A 22,170-nucleotide genomic window follows, 5' to 3' on the forward strand; every position below is an offset into this window, starting at 1 on the left:
GGCCGCGGGCACCATGCGCGGGCCGGCTCAGTCCTTCTGACGGGCGACGGGATTCTGCGCGACGCGCGCGGGCACGCGCACGGGGCGCGGCGGCCGCACGGTATTGCGCGCGGCCGCGCGCTCCACGCGCACCAGCTGACGTGCCATCGAATCCTGCACGCGCGCCACGTGCGCGAGCAATTGCTCCGCAAACGCCTCGCGGCTCGCCACAAGGAACAGCGAGTGGTCGAGCATCGGCAGGATGCGCACATCGACGGATGGCAGCGATGCAATCGCCTCCAGCTGCCGTCCGAAGCCAAGCCGCACTTCGCGCAGGCCCACGTCGCTGGCGCCATAGACGAAATCGGTGCGCACGCCGCGCCGGTTCAGCTCGCGCACGGCGCCGCACGCAAACGCCGACACCCCGGACTCGCCGCCGCCCTCCGTGTGCGCCGCGGCACCCGCGGCACGTGCGCGATGCCGGATCCGCCGCAGCGTCGCGCTGACGATCCGCGCCACATCGAGTCGGCCGCTCAGCAGCCTGCGCCAGTTTTCCCACTTGCAGGCCGCGGCCAGGTACACACGTGCCGAGCGCAGGTCGTCCGATGCCTCAGCCTCGTCGGCGGCATCCCAGCGGAACTTGACGAGGTTCGCGAGCACCACGCCGGTCACGTTCGGGTTGGCCAGTGCCGCGTGCAGGCTCAGGAAGGCGCCCGAGCAGACACCGGCGAGCACGATGCGCCGGTAGCCATGCGCGCGCATGCCGTCCACGGCGAGGCTGACGTCGTGGCGGGCCGTGCGCGAGTAGATGCTGGACAGGTCCATCGTACGCGCCGCGCAGAGGCTGTCGCCGAGCAGCGAGACGTCGAGCCGCAATGCCGCCACGCCCTCGCGTGCGAGACGGCGCGACAGCTCCACGAAGATCCGGCCATCGCCGACATGATGGTTGCCGCCGGTATTCGGAAAGATGACGACGAGATCGGCGGGGGCGCGCTCGGGCGTGCACAGGATGCCGAACAGGCGTCCGTTGCCGAGCCGCACGGGCTGCTCCACCATACCGTCCGCGAGCAGCGTATCGGGCGGTGGCGAGACGCTCACCGCCGTGATTGACTCGTGGGGGGACTCGTTGGGCTGCGAGCGCTCCGCCACCCATCCGACCACGGCTGCCCAGGCGCGTGACGGCACGTCGGCGAACTCGGCCGATCGCATCATCATCGGGTACTCGTCGAACCTCTCCATGCGCACCTGTGCGCCGAGCGAATGAAACTGCCCCAAAAGCGCGGGCGCCGGCGACACATGCTCCGGTCCGGCATCGAGCAGCAGCACGTGCGGGGCCGGCGCCTTGTCGAGGCGATCGAGCCGCAGGGCCTGGATCGCCTCGACAGTGGCCGCGGGCATGCGGAAGCTCAGCACATCCATATCGCCGGCGGGTGCCGGTGGCGGCTGCAGTTCGGGAATGGCGCTGTTGCGCCAGCCCGCGTGGAGCGCGCGCAACTCGCGCAGATAGGCGCGGCCGTCGGCCACGGGAGACAGCATGACGAGCCCCGATGCGCCCACGCGCGTCGCGGCCATGGCCGCCAGGCACGCGCCCATGCGCAGCCCGCACAAGACGACCTTTTCCACGGCGCCATGCCGCCGCAACAGCGCCGCGCCCGCCTCGATATCGGCCACGGCGCGCACCATGGGGTCCTGACTGGCGACATCGGCGGAGTCGCCCGTGCCCGCGTAATCGAAGCGCAAAGCCGGCACGCCGGCGGCGGCCAGCTGATCGGCCAGATGGCGCCAGGCCCGGTGCGACCACACGGCCTCATGGCCCAGCGGCGAACACAACACTACCCCCGTATCCCGCGGACCGAGGGGCCCCGTACTGCCGTGCAACCATCCCGCACAGCCGTCGAAAATGACCCGTTGCATCGATTCTCCTCGTGCGGCTGCCTGAGGCAGCCCCGGCGATGCGCACGCAGGAAGGTGTACGCAGAAACGGGTACGCTCGCCGGCGCTTGGGTGTCGTCAGTGACTGCTTTTTTCTTCTTCGGCGGCCGCATGGGCGAGGCGCCTGGGTTCGTCCGACGTGCCGATCAATGGCATGCCGAGATACGGGTTCATGGTGCCGAACTCCGCGCGATTGCTGCGCCGGGGTGTCACGCCATTGAGAATGCCGCCGAGCATGTGGGCATCGGCACGCGCCAGCCGCTTGAGCGTTTCCTCGGCCTGCGAGGGCAGCGTCGATTCCGCGCGCAGCACCAGCAGCGTCGAGCCGGCGAGATTGGCAACCAGCGTGGCATCGGCCACTGCCAGCACCGGCGTGGTGTCGATCATCACGAGGTCGAAGCGCGAAGCGCAGGTATCGAGACACTCGGCAAACGCGGGCTGCATGAGCAGTTCCGACGGATTGACCGGTGCCGTGCCCGCCGACAACACGGAGAGGCCACTGACAATGCTGGGCCGTACGGCGTCGGACAGCTCGACACGCCCCGCCAGCACTTCCGCCAGGCCGGGTTCCGGATGCTGGTCGAACCAGCTCGCCACACGCCCGCGGCGCAGGTCCGCGTCGATCAGCAGCACGCGCTTGCCCGCTTCGGCAAACAGCACGGCCAGGTTGACCGAGACGAAGGTCTTGCCCGCGCCGGCCGTGGGGCTCGTCACCGCGATCACATTGGCGCGCGGCGCCTGCGATTTGCCGCCCGTCGCCAGCATGGTGAAATGCAGGGCAGCGCGCACGTTGCGCAGTCCTTCCACCGCCATCGAATGCGGGGCATTACGCGCAAGCAGGAAGTGGTCGTGCAGCACCATGCCGGGGAGCGCGTCGACGTCCTCGTCATCGTCGTCATACAGCAGCGCATCCACCACATCGCGGCCCGGCGGGGGCGACGCCAGCTGGGCAAGGCGCGCACCGCCGGGATACCAGTGCGTGCGCGTGCACGATGCGAGCAGCCGCTCCAGTTCCACCTGCTCGCGGCTGTAGCAGATATCGCCGAGCATCGGCAGCCCCAGACTCGCCTCCGCGTCGCCGATGTTCGCGACCACGGGCTTGATACGCTGCCGGAACGAGACGAGCCCCATGGCCAGGAAGATGCCCAGCACGCCGCCGCCAGTCGTCAGCAGGCCCGTGCTCATGCCGATGGGCGCGGCGGGCATCAGTGCGGCGTCGACCACGCGCGTCGGACGCGCGCGGTCCATGCTCGCCAGCGACAGCTGTTCGAGCCGGTTGCGCAGGCCGATGTACGTATCCTCGGCCACCTTGACGTCGCGCGTGAGCGCCACCGACTTCCGCTCGGTGACCGACAGGTTCTGCAGCTTGGAGTCCATGTCGCGACGTTCGCGCGTCAGCTGCTGGATCTGGTTGTCGATGGTCTTCACCTCGTTGGATTCCTCGGTGAAGCGCTGCAGTGCCTTGGTGCGCTCGAGCCTCAGCTGCGCGATCTGGCGCTGGTAATCCATGCTGCCGTTGAGGTACGACTGCGCATCCTGGCTCGGCTGGATCGAACCCTCTTTCGCGCGATAGCGCGTCAGCGCGGCCTCGGCGCGTTCGAGCTCGGCCTGCACGCGCGGCAGTTCGCCGGACAGGTAGGCAATGGCGGCCGCGCCTTCTTCGCGGCGCAAGCCCGCCTGTTCGCCGATATACGATTCCGCGATGCCGTTGACGAGCGGCGCCACCGCGGTCCGGCTCGGGCTCTCCCACGTGATGCGGACCGTGCTCGAGTCGTTGCCGTCGCTGTCGATGCGAAGATCGCGCGCGATCGTGTCGATCGTCTGCGCCGTGTCGCGACGGGTCACCACGAAGCGCGTGCCGGGGCGCGCGGCAATGCGGTCCACCTGGAACGTCACGCCATTGACCTGCACGCGCTCGCCCACGCTGCCCTCCAGCAGCGGCTTGTCGTTGTGCCACACGCGAAACGTATTGGTCGGCAGCACCTGAAGTACCAGCGGCGCGTTGAGCAGGGCGTCCGGCACATCGAGCGTGCGGACCTCGAGCTGCTCGCCGCCCCATGCGTAGCCGAGACTTTCCGGCCACGGCCCATGCAGGCTGCCGGGTTCGGCAAGGTGCGCGGCCACGCCGCCGATCAGCGGCGCGCGCAGCGGTTCCACCGAGACATCGAGGCGAAGGCGCTCGACCACCGGCCCCACGACCGTACGGCTGCGCAGCATGCCCGTGTCGAATGGTGCGGCGCGCGTCGCGCCGGCGCCGGTGTCGGCATCGTTCTGATTGACCTGGATCAGCGTGTTGGCACGGTAGACATACGGCCGCGAGACGGCGGCCACGCCGGCGATCATCGCGCCGACTGCGCCTGCGGCAAGGATCCAGCCCGCATGGTCCATCCACGCTCGCACGTGCACGGCCCGTTTGCGTCCCATCTCCCCCGGAGCCGGCATGGCGCCGGCAAATGACATGGTATTCACGAGATGCTCTCCTGGCGTGTTGCCTATTTGCGCCCGTAGTTGTCTTCGAATCTCACGATGTCGTCTTCCTCGAGATACGCGCCCGACTGGACCTCGATGATTTCGAGCGGTGTCTTCCCCGGGTTTTCGAGACGATGCAGCGTGCCGATCGGAATGTAGGTGGACTGATTTTCCGAAAGGATGCTGACCGTATCGCCACAGGTCACGCGCGCGGTACCGCGTACCACCACCCAGTGCTCGGCGCGGTGATAGTGCATCTGCAGCGACAGGCTCGCGCCGGGATCGACCACGATGCGCTTCACCTGGAAGCGGTCGCCATGATCTATCGAGTCATAGCACCCCCACGGCCGCCGCACCTTGCGATGGTTGACCACCTCGGCGCCATGTTCGGTGCGCAGGCGCTGCACCACGTTCTTGACGTCCTGCACGTGGTGCTTGTCCACGACCAGCACCGCGTCCGCGGTTTCCACCACCACCACGTCCTGGACGCCGACGCAGGCGATCAGGCGCCCTTCCGAATGCGCGAGGCAGGAGGTGGCGCCGTCGAACAGCACACGGCCCCTGCAGGCGTTGCCGGCGTTGTCCTTCGCCGCGATATCCCAGATGGCCGCCCATGAGCCGACGTCGGACCAGCCGGCATCGAGGGGCACAAGCATGCCGGGAATGCCGGGCAGCGCGTCGAGCTGCTCCATCACGGCATAGTCGATCGAATCGGAGGGACAGCCCTCGAACGCATTGCGCTCCAGCTGGAAAACTTCGGGCTGGGCCGCGTTTCCGCTCTCGCCCGCCATCTCGCAGGCGGCGCGGCACTGCAGGTACATCTCCGGCTGCAGCTGGCTGACGGCCTTGAGCCAGACCGACGCCCGCACCACGAAGATGCCGCAGTTCCACCAGTACTCGCCGGAATCCACATAGTGCTGCGCGAGTTCCAGATGCGGCTTCTCGACGAAGCGGTCGATCAGGAAGGCCCCGGGAGGCACGGCAGCGCCGGCATGGATATAACCGAAGCCGGTCTCGGGCGCGGTGGGACGCGCGCCCAGCGTGACGATCGCGCCCTGCTCGGCGTGCTGCACGGCCGTGGCGACGGCATCGCGGAACGCTTCGGTGTCGGTCACGCAATGGTCGGCCGGCGTGGCGATCAGCACCGCATCGCCTGCGTCGCCGGCCGCGAGCAGCGCGTGGAGCGCCGCCACGGTCAGCGCGGGCGCGGTATTGCGGCCGCAGGGTTCCGACACCACGCGTGCCCGCTTGCCCTGTCGCTTCAGCATATCGCTCACCATGAAGCGATGTTCCTCGCCGCACACGACGATCGGCGGCGCATCGAGGCTCACGGGACGTCCGGTGCGCGCGGCCACGCCTTCGAGCCGGAGCGCGGTGGCCTCCAGCAGCGTGTCGTCGGCCACCAGGTTCAGCAGCTGCTTGGGATGCTTTTCGCGGGACAGCGGCCACAGGCGCGTGCCCGACCCGCCAGCGAGGATCACAGGTTGCAGCGCCACGCGCACGGGCGGCGCCAGCACCGTGTCATCGACCGCCCCCAACGCTTGCGCCTGTCCGGCAGGGGGGAGGGCGATGCCCGTCGGCGCGATGCCGTCCTGAATCCGAAGTTTCATGATGTCTCCTGCGTGCACGCAGAAATGGGTACGAAATCCACTCCGGCACGAGCGCCGGAAGATGCGGCCCAGTGTGAAACGTGCACTGCGCAGTATCTGTTCGATTCCGCACACGCTTGCCGGCGCCGCGTCGGCGCCGGCTGGGTTGGACAGCGAACAGATGCGCGGGCGCGCCGGTGCTGCAATGGCACGCGCTGTTTCCAACGTTCCGGAGGGACAAGATGGAGCAAGGCATCGAGACGGTCCTCGAACGCGCGGGCATCGACGGGCAGCAGGACACGCCGCGCCCCGGCAATCTGCACGGCGACGACGCGGTCTGGCAGGAAACCAACTGCTATATGGATCTTTGGATCGAACTGCTCTACGGCTGGGGGCTCGATCCGCGCGCGGCGCTCGCGTTCACGGTCACGCAGGATTTCGAAGGCGACCACTTCACCTTCTTCAAGTATCCGGTGGCCGACCTCGAGCAGCTCTACGGCACCGCGGTGCAGGAGATGGCGATCTACGACACGCTCGAGGCGCATATCGGGGAGCAGGTGGGACGCGGGCACACGGTGCTCGTCGAGGTCGACAGCTTTTACCTGCCCGACACGCGCGCCACCGCTTACCGCCGCGGTCACGTGAAGACCACGGTGGCTGTCGAGGGTATCGACACCGCGCAGCAGCGGCTCACCTACTATCACAACCTGGGCCGGTACACGGCCGTGGACGAGGACTATCGCGGTCTGCTGCGGCTGGAGCCGGCACTGCGCGACAACTCGCTGTTGCTGTTTCCTTACGCCGAATGCGTCAAGCGCGTGCGGCCGCCGCTCGATGGACGCGTGCTGTCCAATGCCGCCGCGGCACAGATGCGCCAGCATCTGGACCGGCTGCCGGAAATCAATCCCGTCAGCCGGTGGCGTGAGGTCTTCGACGACCACGTCGGCACGATACTGTCGCGCGGCGATGCGTATTTCCATCATTACGGATTCAACCTGCCGCGCCAGCTCGGCGCCAATTTCGAGATGCTTGCGCATGGCCTGACATGGCTCGGGGAACACGGCTATCGCGTGCCGCAGTCGATCGTTGCCGGCGCAACGTCGATCGCCACCGAATGCAAGGTGCTCCAGTTCCGCCTGGCCCGCGCCGTCGCGCGGGGCCGTGCGGACGCGTGCAGTGAATGCCTGGACACGCTCGAGAGCGCCTATACGCATGTCACGCAGGGGCTGCTGAACTCGTTCGGCCGCGCCAGTGCCTGGCAGACGTGAACCGATGCGAGAAGGCGGCGAGTGAACGGCCTGCGCGGCCATTCATCTCCGCCCGCTCGCGTATCGCCGCCGGCTCACGTCGCCGCGTTCGCGCTCAGGCATGCACGCCGGCCAGTGCCGGCAGCAGGCGGTCGTATTCGCGCTTGACCAGCTTGTAGCATTCGCAGGAATGCCGCTCGAGGCCGCAACGGTCCAGCACCGTGATATGGCCGCGGCTATGGTGGATCAGGCCCAGGTCTTCGAGCTTGCCGGCCGCCTCGGTCACGCCCTCGCGGCGCACGCCCAGCATGTTGGCAATCACCTGCTGCGTGATCACCAGTTCGTTGGAGCTCATGCGGTCGATGGCCAGCAACAACCAGCGGCACAACTGCTTGTTCAGCGAGTGGTGGCGGTTGCAGGCGGCCGTCTGCGCGATCTGGGTGAGCACGGCCTGCACGTAGAGCAGCGTCACGCGCTGCAGCGTGGGCATATGGCCCAGCTCCGCACGCAGCACGCGCGCCGGAATGCGATAGGCAAAGCCGGGACTGCGAACCTCCACGCGGCTCGGCATGGTGTCGCCGCCCGTGACCACGGGAATGCCGACCAGGCCCTCGTTGCCCACCGCGGAGAACTCCACCGTGGCGCCATCCTCGAGCAGCGACAGCAGCGATACCACCGAGGTGGTCGGGAAGTAGACGTGCACGATGCGCTGGCCGGAATCCGTCAGCAACTCGCCGGCACGCAGGCGAACCAGTTCGAAATGCCGCGAGAGCGTTTCCCACTCATGGCGAGGCAACGCGCTGAGCAAGTGATTGACATGCAGGTCCGACCGATGCGTGATCATTTTTCTCTCTCCCATTAACCCCGGAAGAAGCGATATCGGTCCGCGCCGCACCTGACGTGCGATATGTGACCCGACTTCGCCGCTCCACCGTATCTCGATGACTGACGAAATTTCGGCAACCTTTTCAGCATTCGCCGCGGTTGCCACCCGTGTTTCCCTGTCCCAGGCGATTGGCCCGGTTTGCTCTTGCTGTGCTTGTATTAAGTGTCATGGCGCACAGAACTGACAGTAGGCAGACGGATAGGTCAGACGATCATGCTTTGGTAGGTTGTATGGAGGAAAACGGCGGAGACGGCACGCGCGGGACACATCCGCGTGGAGGATGGGTCGAGTGGGGCGGCAGGGGGTTGAAGCGGCATTCCGCCAGTCCCGGCGTGGGCTGGCGGGAAAGGTGGAGAAGGTTGAGGTCAGCCTTGATAGAACACCGGCGAATCCGCGTTGAGCGCGTGGATCTCACCCGAAGGGATGGCATGCGCACTGCCTGCCGCGGCGGCCTCATGCATCAGGCGGACACGACGCGTTTCGCCGGGCCCGAGGTGGAACCAGTCATGCTCCGCGACGAACGCGTGGTCATCCACATGGACCCACCGCGCGAAGCGGCGCGTACCGATGGTGAGCCACCACTCGCCGTCTTCTTTCGCGACGCTGGCATGCAGGCCCGGATCGCGCAGCGCGGCGGCACGCCTGTCGGGCAGATAGGCCGACTGGCTGAGCAGCGTGCCCGCGTCATCGTGCAGTGTGGCCAGCACGACGTCGTGCGCGGGCGGCCCGAAGCGGTACGCATAGGTGAAGTCGAAGAAGTGGTCGAGCAAGGCCGCGGCCGTCAGCTGGCGCGTCTCGCGCGGTGCCAGCGTGACGTCGAGCGAGGCGCGTGCCGCCACCGCTTCTCCATCGCGCAGGCAGCGCAATGACAGCCGTACCGTCCGCGGTGCCGCCGTCTCGTTGACCAGATGGATGTGCAGCCCGTTGAGCCCCTCATCCGTCAGGATGACCTGCACCGGCTGCCACACCTGACGCAATGCATGCCAGGCCGACTTCGGCCGCGCCTGGGCGTCGACGATTCCCCATCCCGCCCCCGGCTGCAGGTCCTGCAGCTGCCATACCAGCCCGCCCGCGCACGAGGAGCCCGCCCGGCGCCATTCGCCGAACACCTCGGTCATCAGTTCGGCCACCACGGCGCGCGACAGCATCAGGTAGCGCGCGGGCTGCTCGTAGCGCAGTCGCGGCGGATCGACGTCATAGAGCGCGCGCAGGTAGTAGTCGCGGATATCCTCGAAGTCCCACGACGCGCCGGCATCGCGCGGCACGCGCGCTTTCCAGCGCGGATCGTGCACGGGCTGGGTCAGTCCGGCTTCGGCCAGCGTTCGCGCGCAGGGCACATTGGCGAACGCCAGGCATTCGGCGGCAAAGCGCACACCCGCAAGGCGGGCATCCGACAGCGGACGCTGGTAGGCGCCCACGCCGTAGTAGTGGGTCACGCCGGTGTCGGGCTGGAAAGGCCACGCGCCATCGCTGGGCGAGTTGCGTACATAGACCACGTCTGGGCGATGCTCGGCCACGAGCCCCGGAATGAGCGTGTCGAACAGCGGCTGGCGCCAGTCGCCGCGCGCCGCGCCCATCATCGCCGCCTGCTGTTCGGCTTCGCTGCCGCCGCACAGCACGGCAAGGCTCGCGTGGGCGCGCGTCGAGGCGAGCCACTGCGCGACCTCGCGCGCGACGTCGTCCATCAGGCCCGCATTCGCACCGCCCGTATCGCCGTAGTCGAAGTTGGCGAACATGAAGTCCTGCCAGACCATCAGGCCCAGCGCATCGCACTGGCGATAGAACGCCTCGCCCGGATAACAGGTCACGCCGCTCACGCGCACCATGTTCGCGCCCGCGTCGCGCGCCAGCCGCAGCCAGCGCGCCACCGCCTCGTCGGTATCGGCAAGGCCCGGCAGATCGTGCGTCGACACGCACGCTCCCCGGCAGAACACGCGCTCGCCGTTGACGCGCAGCGTGAAGGCGCCGCCCTCGCGATCCGCCTCGACGGTACGAAAGCCGACATGCCCGCAGGACACCACATTGCCACCGATACTTGCCTCGATCCCATACAGCGCGGCCTCGCCGTGCGTATGCGGCCACCAGCGCTGCACCGCGGGCACGCGCAGTTCGCCGGCCAGGAGGTTCGGCGCCACCCTGCGCAGTTCGCCATGCCACATGGCGTGGTCGGGCCCGGTAACGGCGAACGCGCCATGCGCGGGCGTCAAACCCGCGATATGCAGGCGCAGCGCGACGATACCGTCCTCGCCGTCGAGGCGGCTGGACAGCTCGGCCCGCACGCCGCGCGTCGGCTCGGTGCCCATGGGGTCGAGCAGCTCGATATCGCGCCACGGGCCCACCGCGTGCACGGGCGGACACCAGCCCGGCATATGGCCGAGCAGCGTGGTCCGCACGGTGCGCAGCGTGGGCGGCACGATCATGCGCGGCTTCCACCGGACCGGGCCGCGTTGCCCGCGCAGCCATGGATGCAGCGCGCGGAAGCAGATATGGAGCACGTTGTCGGCACCGGCGAGCTCCACCTCGACCTGGTGGGCGGCAAACATATGGCGCGTGGTCAGCACCTGCACGCCATTGAGCCAGACCTCCGCGATCGTCGCCAGGCCGTTGAAGCGCAGCAGGCGGCCACCGCTGCCGGAGAAATGCAGCCGGTACCAGTAGTCATGCCGATGCAGGGGCGGCGGCGCCGTATCGTCCCAGCGGTTCGCGGCGCGCAGCGCGCCCGCCACGGTGCCTGGCACCTGCGCCGGCAGCCAGTGCCCGGTTTCCGACAGTTCGTCGGGATGGGCCGCGGCATTCGCGAACGTCTCCAGGAATGTCCAGTCGCCCTCGAGCCTCGAAGGGCCGATTGCCACGCCAGGCTGCAGCAGGCGCTGCAGGGCAAGCATAGGGTCGCGCGCGGTCATGAGACAGTCTCCCCGAAATAAGCGGCCAGTGCCGGCACGGTGCCCCGGTAGGCCAGTTCGAGCTGCTCCAGGCAGTCTTCGCAGCTATCGGTCTTGTGGCTGATGACGGCGCGCATCAGGCGGAACTGCATGACCATCGCCTCCGACGCCATCGTGTAGCAAGACTCGGCCACCGTATCGGGCAGCACCTGGCCATTCATGACGAGCCAGCGCAGGTAGCAGCCCAGCAGTTCGAAGTTCGCGCCGAGCTGGCGCAGCACGCTCGCGGCATAGGCCTGGAACGTGGGTTCGCCGCACGACATCAGCCGCTCGAGATGCGCAGGAAACGCGGCGCGAAACGCCTCGATCGGATTCGACCGGGGACGCCGTCCCAGATGACCGCGCAGGAGCTGGAGCGAGACGCGCACGAGTTCGTCGGAGCTCGGCGCCTCGAAGCGCCGCCGCACCACCTCCGCGTGCGGGAACGTCGTGGTGCCCCACATGGCATCGTTGCCGGGCAGGCGGAAGATGGACATGTAGTCGTCGCCGCTCGCCGTGTGGTAGCCGTCGTGGTGGTAGTAGCCCACCGCGGTGGCTTCCGGCACGAGCACGTCGATCGCGATGCAGGAGCGCGCGTGCTGCCGGCGATAGGCGCCCGGCGGCTGCGGCAGCTGGTAGTTGTCGACCTCGAGCAGCACCGCGTTGCCTCGGTTCGTCTGCGCGGCCACATGCGCCTCGAGCGATCCATAGGTCGACAGCTCGTCCTGCACGATGCCGTAGAGACGCTCGAGATCGGCCGACGGAATGTTCGACGACGTGAACTGGTCGCCTTCGAAGTCGAGCGTGACGGTGAATGGCAAGGCCGCGATGGGCTCGAAGTTCCATCCGTGCAGCAGCTCGACCCACAGGTCGATATGGCGATTGACGTGCGACCACACGGGGTTTCCCCCGAACAGTGCGCGCGTCCCGCCGCGTGTACGAGCCTTGCCGTCACCGTACATTCACACGCCTCCCAGCGTTTCCCGTACTGCCTGTGGCCAGCGCGAGGGATCGAGCCCATGGTGGCGCAGCAGCGCCAGCGTGAGGCGTTCGATGCCGAAACCCACACAGCCGGTATGCGCGACGCCACCGTCGGGCAATGCGATGTGCCAGAGCTCTCCGAAATGGTCCATGTGGTAGTTGAAGCTCATGCATGCCGTCGGCCCGGCACCGTCGTTGACCGGAATCAGCAGTTCGAACTTGAGCTTCTGCTCGCGCTGGCTGTCCGCCACGATCTTGCCGCCGCGGCCGAAGAACGGATCGTTGGCGATATCGAGTTCGACGGGCAGTTGCAGCGCGCGGCCGAATGCCTGCCCGCGCGCCATCCAGCGCTCGCGGAACGCGACGATCTGCTCCGGCGTGCCAAGGCAGACGAACTCGCGCATCCGGAACAGCTGCATGCGGGTAGGCTCGAGCGATGGCTCGTGGCGATAGCAGTACGACAGCACATCCACCACCTTGCCGTCGTCCGGCAGCGCTCCGCGCCGGGCAATCACCGGATAGACCGGATAGCACGCGGCGGGCGTCAGTACCACGCCCGTCGGCGCCTGCTGGTCGGTCCAGTCCTCCTTGTCCTCGAGCCGGGCAAGCAGCCGATGATGGCCACGATCGTCGCCGCAGAAACTGTGCACGGTGCCCGCGAGTTGCGGAAAGCTCTTGAGGTACTCGCTGGTCTCGAAGTCCTGCTGGCCCATGGCCGGCGGAAAGCGCAGCACTTCGGCGTGCTGGTCCGCGCCCATCCGCGTGACGGCCGCGTTCAGGCCGTCGGCAATGGCTTCGAACACCGCGCTGCGCCCGTACAGGCCCGGCACGCCGGACTCGATCAGAAGTCCCGCGTCCAGCAGCCGGCGCAGGAACGTCGGCTGCGCCGCATCGCCCGCGCCACCGACCGGCTTCACGTCTGTCAGTGCTTGTACATCCATGTCTGTCTCCGTCAGGAACGATCCGCGAGCAGCAGGTTGGCCGTGTTGGCCTGGATGCGGTCGTTGTTGATCATCAGCGGGGCCGACCACAGGTCGCGCAGCTGGCGGCCCAGGCTGAAGGGCGTGCCTTGCTTGTAACCAGCCATGCCGCAGACCATCAGGGCCTGCTGCGCGGCCTGCAAGGCCAGCGCGGAGAGCGAGGTCTTGAGGCCATTCATTTCCGCGGCCAGCGCGAACGCCGCGGAGACGGACCCCCCCTCGGAGCCGCCATCGGCCCGATGCCGCGCCTGCTGATGCGCGAGCGCCATCTCGAGCCGCGCCTCCATCAGCTGCAGCACGCCGACCGCCTCGGCCACACGGGCGCCCGAGGGCGGCAGGGAGCCGGGACGCGCGCGCGCCTGCCCCTGAAAGAACGTCTTGGCGCGCGCCACGACATCGGTGGCCACGCCCAGCCACAGCGCACCCCAGACGATGTGCGAAACGGGCGTCATCGTGCCGTCAGCAATCTCGTTGAAGGGCACCGGCATGATCTGTGCGATGTCGCCCGTCGCTTCCAGCCGAAAACCGTTGCTGCAGGTACCACGCATGCCCAGCGTGTCCCATGTGTTGAGGCTCTGCAGCGTGTAGTCCTGTTTCATGGCGCAGACCAGCACCTGGTCCGACGGCGCCGCATCCGCGTGGCGTCGCGCCGTGACGAGAATGCCGTCCGCATGCGCGCCATAGGAAATGGTGGGTGCCATCTTGAGCAGATGGAAGCGGTCGCCATCGGCACTCACCGCGCAACCGCTGGTGCGCAACGCGCCGCCGATCGCTTCTTCCGAAGTCGCCGAAGCCAGCAGCAGCTGCTCGCCCGCCACGCGCGCCAGCAGACCGTCATGCCATGCACTGCCGCCACCGTGCTCCACGACGCAGGCCACCTGAATCTGATGCATCGCGTAGATCATGCCGGTTGCCGCGCATGCCTCGCCGAGGATGCGGCAGATCCTGGAGACTGTCGCCAGCGATGCCCCCGCGCCACCCAGCGTGACAGGTACCATGGCGCCCAGCAGCTTCTGCTCGCGCAGCGCGGCAAACGCTTCTTCGGGAAAGCGCGCGTCACGATCGACCGCGTCCGCGTGCTGAGCCGCGACGGCGGCCGCGGCACGCGCGCCGGCAAACAGGGCGTCGGCGGCCGCACTGGAAGCGATGGCGTCACCGGGGTTCGCGTGCGCGAGCGCGATCCGGGCCACGGCGCTCACGCAGCCTCCTGGCGCTGCCGGATCGCCGACACCGCGCCGGCCAGCGAATCGATGCTGCGGAACAGCTGGCGCGTCAGCATCTGGTCGGGAATCTCGATATCGAACGCGTTCTCGAGGGCGAGCATGACATGCACGGTGGCCAGCGACGACAGTCCGGCCGCGTAGAGATCGTCGTCGTCGGCCAGGGAGGCCGGCGGCACGTCGAGCCGTCCGACGTCGCCAAGAATCTTGCGGATCGTTGTCTTCATGGATTTCCTCTGCTGATGGTCTGCGCGCCGGACGGCGACCTGCTGCCGCCCGGTGTCTCTCAGTAAGCGGTGGCACCGGCCCAGCCATGCAGGGCGGTACGAAGGATGATGCGAAGGTCGAGCTGGAAGGACCAGTGCTGGATGTAATAGATGTCGAACTCGATGCGGCGGCGCATCTTCTCGACCGTGTCGGTCTGCCCGCGCAGCCCGTTGATCTGCGCCCAGCCCGTGATGCCCGGCTTGACGCGATGGCGCAGCATGTAGCGGTCGATCAGTTCGCGGTAGATCTCGTTGTGCTCCATCGCATGCGGACGCGGTCCGACCACCGACATCTCGCCACGCAGCACGTTGAAGAATTGCGGCAATTCGTCGAGGCTCGTGCGCCGCAGGAATGCGCCCACGCGCGTGACGCGCGCATCGCCGCGGCACGCCTGCGTCACACCGGTGTCCTCGTGCATCTTCATGCTGCGGAACTTGTAGACGTGGAACTGCCGGCCATCGATGCCCAGCCGCAGCTGACGGAACAGCACGGGGCCCGGAGACGACAGCTTCACGAGCACGGCGATCACCAACAGGAGCGGGGAGAGTCCGACGATGGCGGCCAGGGCGAAGATGCGGTCGAAGCTTGCCTTGAGCACGCCGGTGATGCCCGACACGGGCGGCGCGTTCAGATCGATGACGGGCAGCCCCATGAAGTCGCTGAAGCGATGGCCCAGCAGTTCCACGGACGCGACATCGGGCACCCAGCGAATATCGATCAGCTCATTGCGGAACTGGCGCACCACATCGGACAGGTCGCGGCACGCGGCCATCGGCAGCGTCAGCCAGATCTCGCGCACGCCCTCGCTGTGCACGAACTGGTTCACGTCGTCCATCGTGCGCAATGTCGCCACGTTGGCGGGAATCGCCTGCGACGACTCGTCGTAGATGCCCACCACGCGATAGCCCGCGGCGCGAATCTGCTGGACGCGCAGGTACATCTCCCGGCCGAGCGGCCCATAGCCGAAGATCAGCACACGCTTGGCGTTGATGCCCTGCTCGCGGACGTTGGCCAGCATGCGGAACATGATCACGCGCCCCGCCAGCAGCGCGGCGGACGAGGTCAGGAACCAGCCCATCGACCAGATCCGCGACACATGCCCGATCTGATGGATCAGAAACGTTCCCATCAGCGCTGTCAGGAACACCGTGGCCCACGCGGCACCGGTGCGCAGCGCCAGCACGGCCTGGCTACGGCCACGCCACGAGTCGTAGAGGCCGAATGCGGGAAACACCACCAGCGCGCCGAGCGCGCACAGCATGGTGAGAAAACCGTGAACGGCGTTGGCCTGTTGCAGCCCTCCCGGAAAATGCAGCTCGCCTACGATGACGCCGCTGGCAGCGATCAACACTGCGTCGCCGAGTCTGTAGAGGTAGTGAAGCGCCGTACGCCGCTCGGCGGCAACATTCCAGTTCGATGCCATGACCGCTCCCAAACCCTTGCGGGATTTCTATCTGGGTCATGGTTGCGCACGCGTCCCGGAGCGTCTGTTAGCGGGCGCACACACGTTGGCGTGCGTGGAGCGCCGCCGATCCTACAAGAACGAGGACCACTCGCCCCGCTCATAGGGGCGATCGCGTCCGGACAGGAACGTGGCGAGGTCCTGCACCCACACGTGGGTCACACCGGCGAGGCGGCCCACCGGCAGGACCAGCAGTGTGGCGAGTGCCGCCGATACGAGCGCCATCGTCATCGCGCCTCGGGGTACGCCACGGCGCATGATGAACGGCACGCTGACGCAGAAGCCGAGTGCAAGGCCACTCGCGACTTCGGAGACCGAATGCGCGCCGAGCTTCAGCCGCGACACGCCCACGGCAAGCGCGATCAGCACGCCGGCTAGCGCCGCCAGCGATCCCAGCCTCGGGCGGCTGGCGGGCACGGCCAGATACAGCAGCACCGGCAGGATCGAAGCCGCCATCACGGCGTGGCCCGAGAAGCCGGTGAAGTTCATGCGCTCGCTGCCGATGCCCCATCCCATGAACGCGAGCTTCGAGGCAAGCACCAGTGCCGCGATGGCGGAGAACGCGAACAGCCAGTGACGCGCGACGTCGGTAGCGCCTCGCCATCGCAGCCAGCCGTAGAGGAATGCCGCGCATGGGATGAGGAACGCGGACTCGCCGAGAAAGGAAACCAGATGCCATTTCATGTCAGGTTCAATACGTTCATGTCGTCGCGCCGCGTGGATATGATGAACTTCGGACGAAGGACATCGGGGATGAGATGCCCGTCGCGCATGCGTCTTCTGGTTGATAGAGCACCCAGAGTGGATTCGATATGCTCAAGGTAATGTCCGCCCATTCCACATGGACGGACATTTCAAAGCCCGCATGGTCCCCCGGTCGGCGGGCTTCTTTTTTGGTGCGCGCTCAACGCGCCGGGGTATCGTAACGCGGCGGAATGTCGGAGGGCGACAGGCCGTCGGGAGACGCCGCGCGATCGACCGCCTGGGGATGTGGCAAGCCCGGATGAGGCGAGGCCGGATGAGACCATGCCACGATCATCGCGCGGGCGCGCTCCACATGCCGGGTCGCCTCGCGCTCACCGATCTCGCAGGCCGCGACGATCGCCGCGGCCTCGGTCGGATACCGTCGTCCATGCAATTCGCCCCGATATAACAACAGCGGCTCGCCACTGACGATGGCGAGCCGGATCTCGTAGCAGCATGCCCATTTTCCCCGGCCCTCGCGCACGGCGAACCCGTGGACGACCAGGATATCCAAACCGCGTTCCATACGACCCCCTGCTTCCCGCGCCGACTGGCCTCTGTACCAGCTTCTTTCGACGGGCGAGTTCAGCATAGCCCTTTCGAGGGTCGCGCGCCTTCATCCCATCGCAGTAGAGCCGTCGGGGCCGCCGGCATGTACGCTGCCGATGGATGAGTGGAGTACAGGGGGCGGATCAGCCTGACGGTTGTGCTCGCGCAGCAGCGTCAGCGCAGTGCGCGGAAAACACTGGCCGCCAGCCCATGCGAGCGAGGCCGCCGCACAGACCAGTTCGACCGGTGCGGGCACCACGAGGCAGCCGCTCGCACCGAGGCGCGCGGCATGGAACATCAGGCCCGCATCGAGCGCATCCGACAGGACGAGCCATCGGCGCGGTGCAAGCCGGGTGCGTACGAGATCGAGCAGCGCGCGCGGGTCCTCGTCCACCCCGCTGCAGTCGACCAGGGCGATATCGACGGTGTGGCCCGAGGCCGCCCACTCGTCATCGGTGTCATCGGCAAGCCAGTCCGGCGTGCGCCACAGCACGGGCATGGGCAGGTCTTGTCCTTCCATGCGGCGCGCAAGGATACGGCACATCATCTCGTTGCTGGCGATCAGGTAGGTCGTCATCGAGCATTCGGCGAGGGTGGAATGGCGTGGCTTGGTGTGCCTGCCATTCCCCGTTCATGATCGGCATCCGGATATCGGCGTGCGGCATGGTGGCGGTATCGGATCGTGCCGGGTTGAGGCCAATCGTTCTGCGTCTGGGCTTTCTTCGTCTGATCGTTGTTATCGGGCTGATCTCGCGCATCGATCCGCGCGTCCTGCTCCTTCACAAACTAGCAACGTACAAGCGCCGCCGCCTCATGCAAACGGATGAGACGGCGGCGCAGGATGATGTAGACAGCTGAACGCGGGGCATCGGACACCGCGTCGGTTCGCGCAATGTCAGGCCGCTTCGCAGGCCTCCCGCAGCGGCATGACTGCCGGTGCGGAGGACGAGCCGGGACGCGGCGTAGCCGTCGGGCCGGCCCAGTTCAGCGTGGCACCGCGCTGCAGCGCGACGTAGACGGCCTCGCCCTTGTTACGCACATGCAGGCGTTGATACAGCGTGCACGCATGCGTCTTGGCGGTCGCCACCGAGATGTTCAGCAGCCGGCTGACCGTCTTGATCGGATAACCGCGGGCAAGCAGCGCGAGCACTTCATATTGACGCTCCGTGATATTGAGCAGGTGCGCGCCGGCAGCCGGCGTTTCCGGCGGCACCGCGGCGGCGCGTCCCTGCGCTTCCGCGACGGGCAGCTCGCCGTGCGTGGTAGCCACGCTGTGCAGCGGCACGACGATCGGGGCTGACGGATGACGCGGCTCCGAAGCAGGCATCTGGCGCGACGGCGTCCCGGCGATGAACTGGCCTGGCTGCTGCATCGCTTGTTGTCCAAGGTGCAGATCGCCCCAGCGCATCGCGGGCAGTTGCGACGGGAAGCACTCCCCGCCAGCCAGCACCAGCCGGATCGCGGCTTCCAGCGCATCGGCACTGCACGACTTTGCCAGCAGTCCGCGCACGGCATCGGGCAATCCGCCCTCCGGCAGGGCCGGCGGCACATGTTCGGCAAGCACGAGCACACGCTGCGGCGACAGCTGGCGGCAATAGGTTGCCAGCGTGTCCCAGCCGGCGGCGGCATCGGTCGGCAGCCCATAGATCAACAGATCCGCGTGGCTGGTCCAGGGGTCGGGATCGGCCAGCACGGCCGGATCAACGTCGATCAGATCTCCGGGCATGTGCGCCTGGGCAAGCAGGTGACGAAGTCCAAGGCGCAACAGCGGGTGAGGCTCGAGCAAGAGGATGGTGGCCATGGCCGCTCTCTCTTATTATTGGCGCGACCCCGGTTGCGACGGACCGTGTACGCGCTGATTGGAAATGCTCCGCTTATATCGTGGCTGCACTTCCATACGGTCTGGGCGAAACCTCCTGATCCATGCAGCGCGTCCCGTCCTGGCTCATGCTGCTGGATCCTCCCTCGAGGATGCCCGACCGCCCCGTTTGCGTCATGTTGACGCGTTAGATACTTCTGAACTCAGATTCAAAACTTATCTAATTCTGGCTTCAGCATAGGTATCGTCCACTTCAATTGCAAGCGCATGCTGCGACGCAATGGGTATGTCCTTAAATGTATGACAACGATTTCACGCCATATGGGAACGGCGGGCCACTTACCGCGCCATTTCTCTCGCTGACCTCCTTCTTCAGTGGGGTCAATGTTTTGCAACAGCGGTATTGGCGCCCTGGCAAAAATAATTTACATTAACTTTTGTGATGCAAAAGCGCCCGGTTCGACCCGTCGGTCCGCGGTTTCGGTTATAGATCAGTCACTTAGGTGAAATGCAGGGCACAGGCGGATGAGCGAAGACCGGGATACCCTTGCCGCAACGAAGCTGACGCGGACTGAATTTGCCGTCGTCCGAGCGTACGCGCAAGGCATGCGGCCGGTGGATATTGCCAACCGGTACCTGCTTGACCCCGACGACGACGATGCCCTGACGGAAGCCCAGGCGATCACGCGCATCCTGTCACTGCGCGACCGCCTGGTGCAGTTTGCACTGCAGCACGACCGGCCTGACATCGCGGATATGTTCGAGGCCCTGCGCGGGCGGTCCGACGTAGGCATGACGCGCCGCGTGGACGCGCTATCCTCGCTCGAACAGTTGGGCCAGGGACGGCCGCAGCAGACGCACGAGGTCGGCCTCTGGTTCGGCCCGAGCCTCGCCCGGCGCCTCACGGCTGCCGGTCTGCTGCGCATCGCCGACCTCACCGCCCTGGCCAACCGGCGGGGCAGCAGCTGGTGGCGCGCCGTACCCCGGCTGGGCCCGAAGTCCGCCGACACGATTACCCGATGGCTGATCCAGCAGGGCTCGCTGGAAGGGACGCGCCCGGTCGCATGGGTCCGGCCGTACGTCACGCCGGCGCTGGCAGCATCCGCCCGGCAGCCATTGCGGGCGATGCCGCTCGCGCGCGGGATGCCCTATCCGGTGCCGCTCGAGCATATGGCTGCGCCCACACATGAGTCTCATAAAGCACTTTACGCCGATGTGTCGTGGGTTCGGCGCTGGCTGGCGCGGCCGCTCCAATCGCACACGCTCAAGAGTTATCGAAGGGAAGCCGAGCGCCTGCTGCTTTGGCTAGCCGCACAGGGCCTGACGCTCGCCGCGTTCGATACCGATGCGTTCGCGCGTTACGCAGCCTTCCTCCAGGCACCCGAACCGGCGACGTTCTGGTGCGGACCCGCGGGGCCGCGGGATGCCGAGTACTGGCGGCCGTTCGAAGCCCCGCTGAGCGCGGCCTCGCAGGAAGCCGCGCTACGCGTCGTCCGTGCGCTGATGCGGGCCGCCCATCGCGATGGGATCGTTGGCGTCGTTCCTTCGTTAGCGGGAGGCCCCCATCCGGGGACCGACACGCACCGAACCGGCGGCGCCTTGCCCGTTGCGGCCTCATCCGGCCCGTCACTGAACGACGCGGACATTGCGGCGTTTCTGGATTGGCTTGAGCGGCAGGCTGCGGCACCGGTACCGGCCGACCCGGCGCTCGCGGACCGGCGCCGCGTCGCATGGATCGCCGCGCATCTGGTACGACAGGGGGACACCCTCGGGGCCATCGCCGCGCGCCAGTGCACGGCGCCCTGGCCAACTTCGGCGCCCTTCTGGACGGCGCTGTCCGCGCACTGGAATGCCCGGGGTATCGATCCCAGGGCAACGCCGCATGCATCCCTGCTTGCCCCGCTCCATGTGCCGCCGACGGGCCGCGCCGCGGCGCGGCACGGTCCCGGCTCCCTCAGCGGGTACTCCCCCAGCGGGCTGGATCAACTGCTTCGCAGCATCTGGAAGGACTATGTCCGGCAGCAGGGGCTCACGCTGCCACCGTTCACGCCGAAGATGCTGCGCCTCGGCCGGGAGGCGGCATGATCCCGGGGGATCGCGCCTTCAGAGCAGTGTCTTGTCGAGCCCGAATCGCGTCTTGAGCAACTCCACGAGATCTTCGCGGGCATTGCGATCCGACAGTTGCACGTCAAGCATCACGCGGCCCGAGTCCCACTCCTTGATCGTGCCGAGCAACTGCCCCGCTTCGGTCCGGATCTTGTACTGCCGGCTGATTTCCTTGACCTTGCGCGGCTTGCCTTCCTGCGCCTGCTTGCGGATGGCTTCCACCTCGCGGCTCGACAGCCCATCGGCGAGGATGCGGCTCACGAGGTCACGCGTCCGATCCTCGCCGGCCAGCTTGAAGTACAGCGTCAGCTCGTAGCCGGCGGCGATGCCGATCGCGCTTGGTCGCTCGCGCATGGCGCCCAGGACCGACTCCGGCAGCTTCAGCAACGCCAGCGTCTTGTTGACCGTACCCGCCGACATGCCCGTCAGCTCGCAGATTTCCTCTTCCTTCTGGACCTTGCCTTCGTCCAGTAACTGGCGCCAGGCAATGGCGTTGTCCAGTGCGGATTGATCGGAGCGCTGCTCGTTCATCAGGAACGACAGCCGGTAGAAATCGAGATCGCCGAGGTCGCTCTCGATGAAACATTCCATGTCGAGCTTGCCGGCCGACGCCAGCGCGCGCTTGCGGTAATGGCCGTCGATCAGGATGTAATGGCCCGGCCGCGCGGGATCCGGCGCGGCCAGCCCGGGCGTCTTCTGCCCGTGGGTCGCGATCGATGCGGCCCGTTCCTGCACCACGGCCGGATCGTAGATGCGGCGCGCATTGAGCGGGTTGTCGTGCAGATTCGCGAGCGGAATCCGGATCAGCTGCCGCCCGCTTTCCGCGGCGTCCGCACTTTCAGCGCTGAAAGCGGCCACCACCTCGGCCGGCGGACGCCCTTGCAGCAGCCCGTTGGGGTGCCGCGAGATCGCCGCCTCCGCACGTGCAAACCGGTCGATGGTGTCGCTGCGGGTCTTCTCCGCCGCCATGCCGGCAAGCATGCCGGCCTTCAAACTCTTCAATTTCGTGGCCATACGTA

At 67.3% G+C, this 22,170-nt stretch carries 18 protein-coding genes; 3 read left to right on the forward strand and 15 right to left on the reverse strand.

Annotation, left to right across the window (positions count from 1 at the left end; translation table 11 throughout):
• Positions 1-27 precede the first annotated feature (27 nt).
• From AAHB16_RS27475 to AAHB16_RS27485, 3 genes are all read right to left on the reverse strand, one after another.
• Entirely contained in the window at positions 28-1,893 is a 1,866-nt protein-coding gene (locus AAHB16_RS27475) for a serine aminopeptidase domain-containing protein (protein ID WP_342052493.1), read from the reverse strand.
• A 96-nt stretch (positions 1,894-1,989) separates the two neighbouring features.
• Positions 1,990-4,371, reverse strand: coding sequence for a polysaccharide biosynthesis tyrosine autokinase (locus tag AAHB16_RS27480; RefSeq protein WP_342052511.1), 2,382 nt, complete (start codon positions 4,369-4,371; stop codon positions 1,990-1,992).
• Positions 4,372-4,403: 32 nt separating this feature from the next.
• Positions 4,404-5,990, reverse strand: coding sequence for a mannose-1-phosphate guanylyltransferase/mannose-6-phosphate isomerase (locus AAHB16_RS27485; protein WP_342052494.1), 1,587 nt, complete (start codon positions 5,988-5,990; stop codon positions 4,404-4,406).
• Between the two features lie 221 nt (positions 5,991-6,211).
• Between AAHB16_RS27485 and AAHB16_RS27490 the strand changes: the two genes are divergently transcribed.
• Complete coding sequence (locus tag AAHB16_RS27490) at positions 6,212-7,237, forward strand: DUF1839 family protein (RefSeq protein ID WP_150375951.1); 1,026 nt, start codon at positions 6,212-6,214, stop codon at positions 7,235-7,237.
• A 94-nt stretch (positions 7,238-7,331) separates the two neighbouring features.
• On the opposite strand, the gene AAHB16_RS27495 is transcribed toward AAHB16_RS27490, so the two are convergent.
• From AAHB16_RS27495 to AAHB16_RS27540, 10 genes are all read right to left on the reverse strand, one after another.
• A complete protein-coding gene (locus AAHB16_RS27495) occupies positions 7,332-8,060 on the reverse strand; it encodes a Crp/Fnr family transcriptional regulator (RefSeq protein ID WP_150375950.1) in 729 nt (242 codons plus the stop codon).
• Between the two features lie 407 nt (positions 8,061-8,467).
• A complete protein-coding gene (locus AAHB16_RS27500) occupies positions 8,468-11,005 on the reverse strand; it encodes a glycoside hydrolase family 2 protein (RefSeq protein WP_342052495.1) in 2,538 nt (845 codons plus the stop codon).
• Positions 11,002-11,985: a DUF1839 family protein gene (locus AAHB16_RS27505; RefSeq protein ID WP_150375948.1), complete on the reverse strand. Its 984-nt coding sequence runs from the start codon at positions 11,983-11,985 to the stop codon at positions 11,002-11,004. Before AAHB16_RS27505 ends, AAHB16_RS27500 begins: the two co-directional genes overlap by 4 nt.
• Complete coding sequence (locus tag AAHB16_RS27510) at positions 11,986-12,945, reverse strand: amino acid--[acyl-carrier-protein] ligase (RefSeq protein ID WP_150375947.1); 960 nt, start codon at positions 12,943-12,945, stop codon at positions 11,986-11,988.
• A gap of 11 nt (positions 12,946-12,956) precedes the next feature.
• Positions 12,957-14,183: an acyl-CoA dehydrogenase family protein gene (locus tag AAHB16_RS27515; RefSeq protein WP_342052496.1), complete on the reverse strand. Its 1,227-nt coding sequence runs from the start codon at positions 14,181-14,183 to the stop codon at positions 12,957-12,959.
• Positions 14,180-14,431 carry an acyl carrier protein gene (locus AAHB16_RS27520; protein WP_150375945.1) on the reverse strand — a complete coding sequence of 84 codons (252 nt, stop codon included), beginning with the start codon at positions 14,429-14,431 and terminating at the stop codon, positions 14,180-14,182. The genes AAHB16_RS27515 and AAHB16_RS27520 overlap by 4 nt, the downstream gene beginning before the upstream one ends.
• A 59-nt stretch (positions 14,432-14,490) precedes the next feature.
• Entirely contained in the window at positions 14,491-15,894 is a 1,404-nt protein-coding gene (locus tag AAHB16_RS27525) for an undecaprenyl-phosphate glucose phosphotransferase (RefSeq protein ID WP_150375944.1), read from the reverse strand.
• A gap of 111 nt (positions 15,895-16,005) precedes the next feature.
• Positions 16,006-16,617 (reverse strand): phosphatase PAP2 family protein, encoded by a 612-nt coding sequence (locus AAHB16_RS27530; protein WP_150375942.1) that lies wholly within the window; start codon positions 16,615-16,617, stop codon positions 16,006-16,008.
• Between the two features lie 220 nt (positions 16,618-16,837).
• On the reverse strand, positions 16,838-17,191 hold the full coding sequence (locus AAHB16_RS27535) for a hypothetical protein (RefSeq protein WP_411859849.1): 354 nt from the start codon (positions 17,189-17,191) through the stop codon (positions 16,838-16,840).
• 102 nt (positions 17,192-17,293) lie between these two features.
• Complete coding sequence (locus tag AAHB16_RS27540; RefSeq protein WP_342052497.1) at positions 17,294-17,803, reverse strand: DNA-binding response regulator; 510 nt, start codon at positions 17,801-17,803, stop codon at positions 17,294-17,296.
• Between the two features lie 56 nt (positions 17,804-17,859).
• On the opposite strand from AAHB16_RS27540, the gene AAHB16_RS27545 reads away from it, so the two are divergent.
• Entirely contained in the window at positions 17,860-18,084 is a 225-nt protein-coding gene (locus AAHB16_RS27545; RefSeq protein WP_150375940.1) for a hypothetical protein, read from the forward strand.
• A gap of 37 nt (positions 18,085-18,121) precedes the next feature.
• On the opposite strand, the gene AAHB16_RS27550 is transcribed toward AAHB16_RS27545, so the two are convergent.
• Positions 18,122-19,027, reverse strand: coding sequence for a response regulator transcription factor (locus AAHB16_RS27550; protein ID WP_342052498.1), 906 nt, complete (start codon positions 19,025-19,027; stop codon positions 18,122-18,124).
• Positions 19,028-19,570: 543 nt separating this feature from the next.
• Here AAHB16_RS27550 and AAHB16_RS27555 point away from each other — a divergent pair.
• Complete coding sequence (locus AAHB16_RS27555; protein ID WP_342052499.1) at positions 19,571-21,130, forward strand: phage integrase family protein; 1,560 nt, start codon at positions 19,571-19,573, stop codon at positions 21,128-21,130.
• 18 nt (positions 21,131-21,148) lie between these two features.
• Here the strand turns inward: AAHB16_RS27555 and AAHB16_RS27560 are convergent, their stop codons facing one another.
• Positions 21,149-22,165, reverse strand: a complete 1,017-nt coding sequence (locus AAHB16_RS27560) for a ParB/RepB/Spo0J family partition protein (protein WP_150375934.1) — start codon at positions 22,163-22,165, stop codon at positions 21,149-21,151.
• Positions 22,166-22,170 lie beyond the last annotated feature (5 nt).

This window comes from Cupriavidus sp. OTU4054, from assembly GCF_038440175.1.
Taxonomy (GTDB): Bacteria; Pseudomonadota; Gammaproteobacteria; order Burkholderiales; family Burkholderiaceae; genus Cupriavidus; species Cupriavidus pauculus_D.

Coding starts and splice junctions, on each gene's coding strand:
- AAHB16_RS27530 (WP_150375942.1), bottom strand. CDS start 16,617: ATGAAATGGCATCTGGTTTCCTTTCTCGGCGAGTCCGCGTTCCTCATC.
- AAHB16_RS27490 (WP_150375951.1), top strand. CDS start 6,212: ATGGAGCAAGGCATCGAGACGGTCCTCGAACGCGCGGGCATCGACGGG.
- AAHB16_RS27475 (WP_342052493.1), bottom strand. CDS start 1,893: ATGCAACGGGTCATTTTCGACGGCTGTGCGGGATGGTTGCACGGCAGT.
- AAHB16_RS27510 (WP_150375947.1), bottom strand. CDS start 12,945: ATGGATGTACAAGCACTGACAGACGTGAAGCCGGTCGGTGGCGCGGGC.
- AAHB16_RS27480 (WP_342052511.1), bottom strand. CDS start 4,371: ATGTCATTTGCCGGCGCCATGCCGGCTCCGGGGGAGATGGGACGCAAA.
- AAHB16_RS27485 (WP_342052494.1), bottom strand. CDS start 5,990: ATGAAACTTCGGATTCAGGACGGCATCGCGCCGACGGGCATCGCCCTC.
- AAHB16_RS27495 (WP_150375950.1), bottom strand. CDS start 8,060: ATGATCACGCATCGGTCGGACCTGCATGTCAATCACTTGCTCAGCGCG.
- AAHB16_RS27540 (WP_342052497.1), bottom strand. CDS start 17,803: ATGACGACCTACCTGATCGCCAGCAACGAGATGATGTGCCGTATCCTT.
- AAHB16_RS27520 (WP_150375945.1), bottom strand. CDS start 14,431: ATGAAGACAACGATCCGCAAGATTCTTGGCGACGTCGGACGGCTCGAC.
- AAHB16_RS27555 (WP_342052499.1), top strand. CDS start 19,571: ATGAGCGAAGACCGGGATACCCTTGCCGCAACGAAGCTGACGCGGACT.
- AAHB16_RS27525 (WP_150375944.1), bottom strand. CDS start 15,894: ATGGCATCGAACTGGAATGTTGCCGCCGAGCGGCGTACGGCGCTTCAC.
- AAHB16_RS27550 (WP_342052498.1), bottom strand. CDS start 19,027: ATGGCCACCATCCTCTTGCTCGAGCCTCACCCGCTGTTGCGCCTTGGA.
- AAHB16_RS27500 (WP_342052495.1), bottom strand. CDS start 11,005: ATGACCGCGCGCGACCCTATGCTTGCCCTGCAGCGCCTGCTGCAGCCT.
- AAHB16_RS27560 (WP_150375934.1), bottom strand. CDS start 22,165: ATGGCCACGAAATTGAAGAGTTTGAAGGCCGGCATGCTTGCCGGCATG.
- AAHB16_RS27545 (WP_150375940.1), top strand. CDS start 17,860: ATGATCGGCATCCGGATATCGGCGTGCGGCATGGTGGCGGTATCGGAT.
- AAHB16_RS27505 (WP_150375948.1), bottom strand. CDS start 11,985: ATGTACGGTGACGGCAAGGCTCGTACACGCGGCGGGACGCGCGCACTG.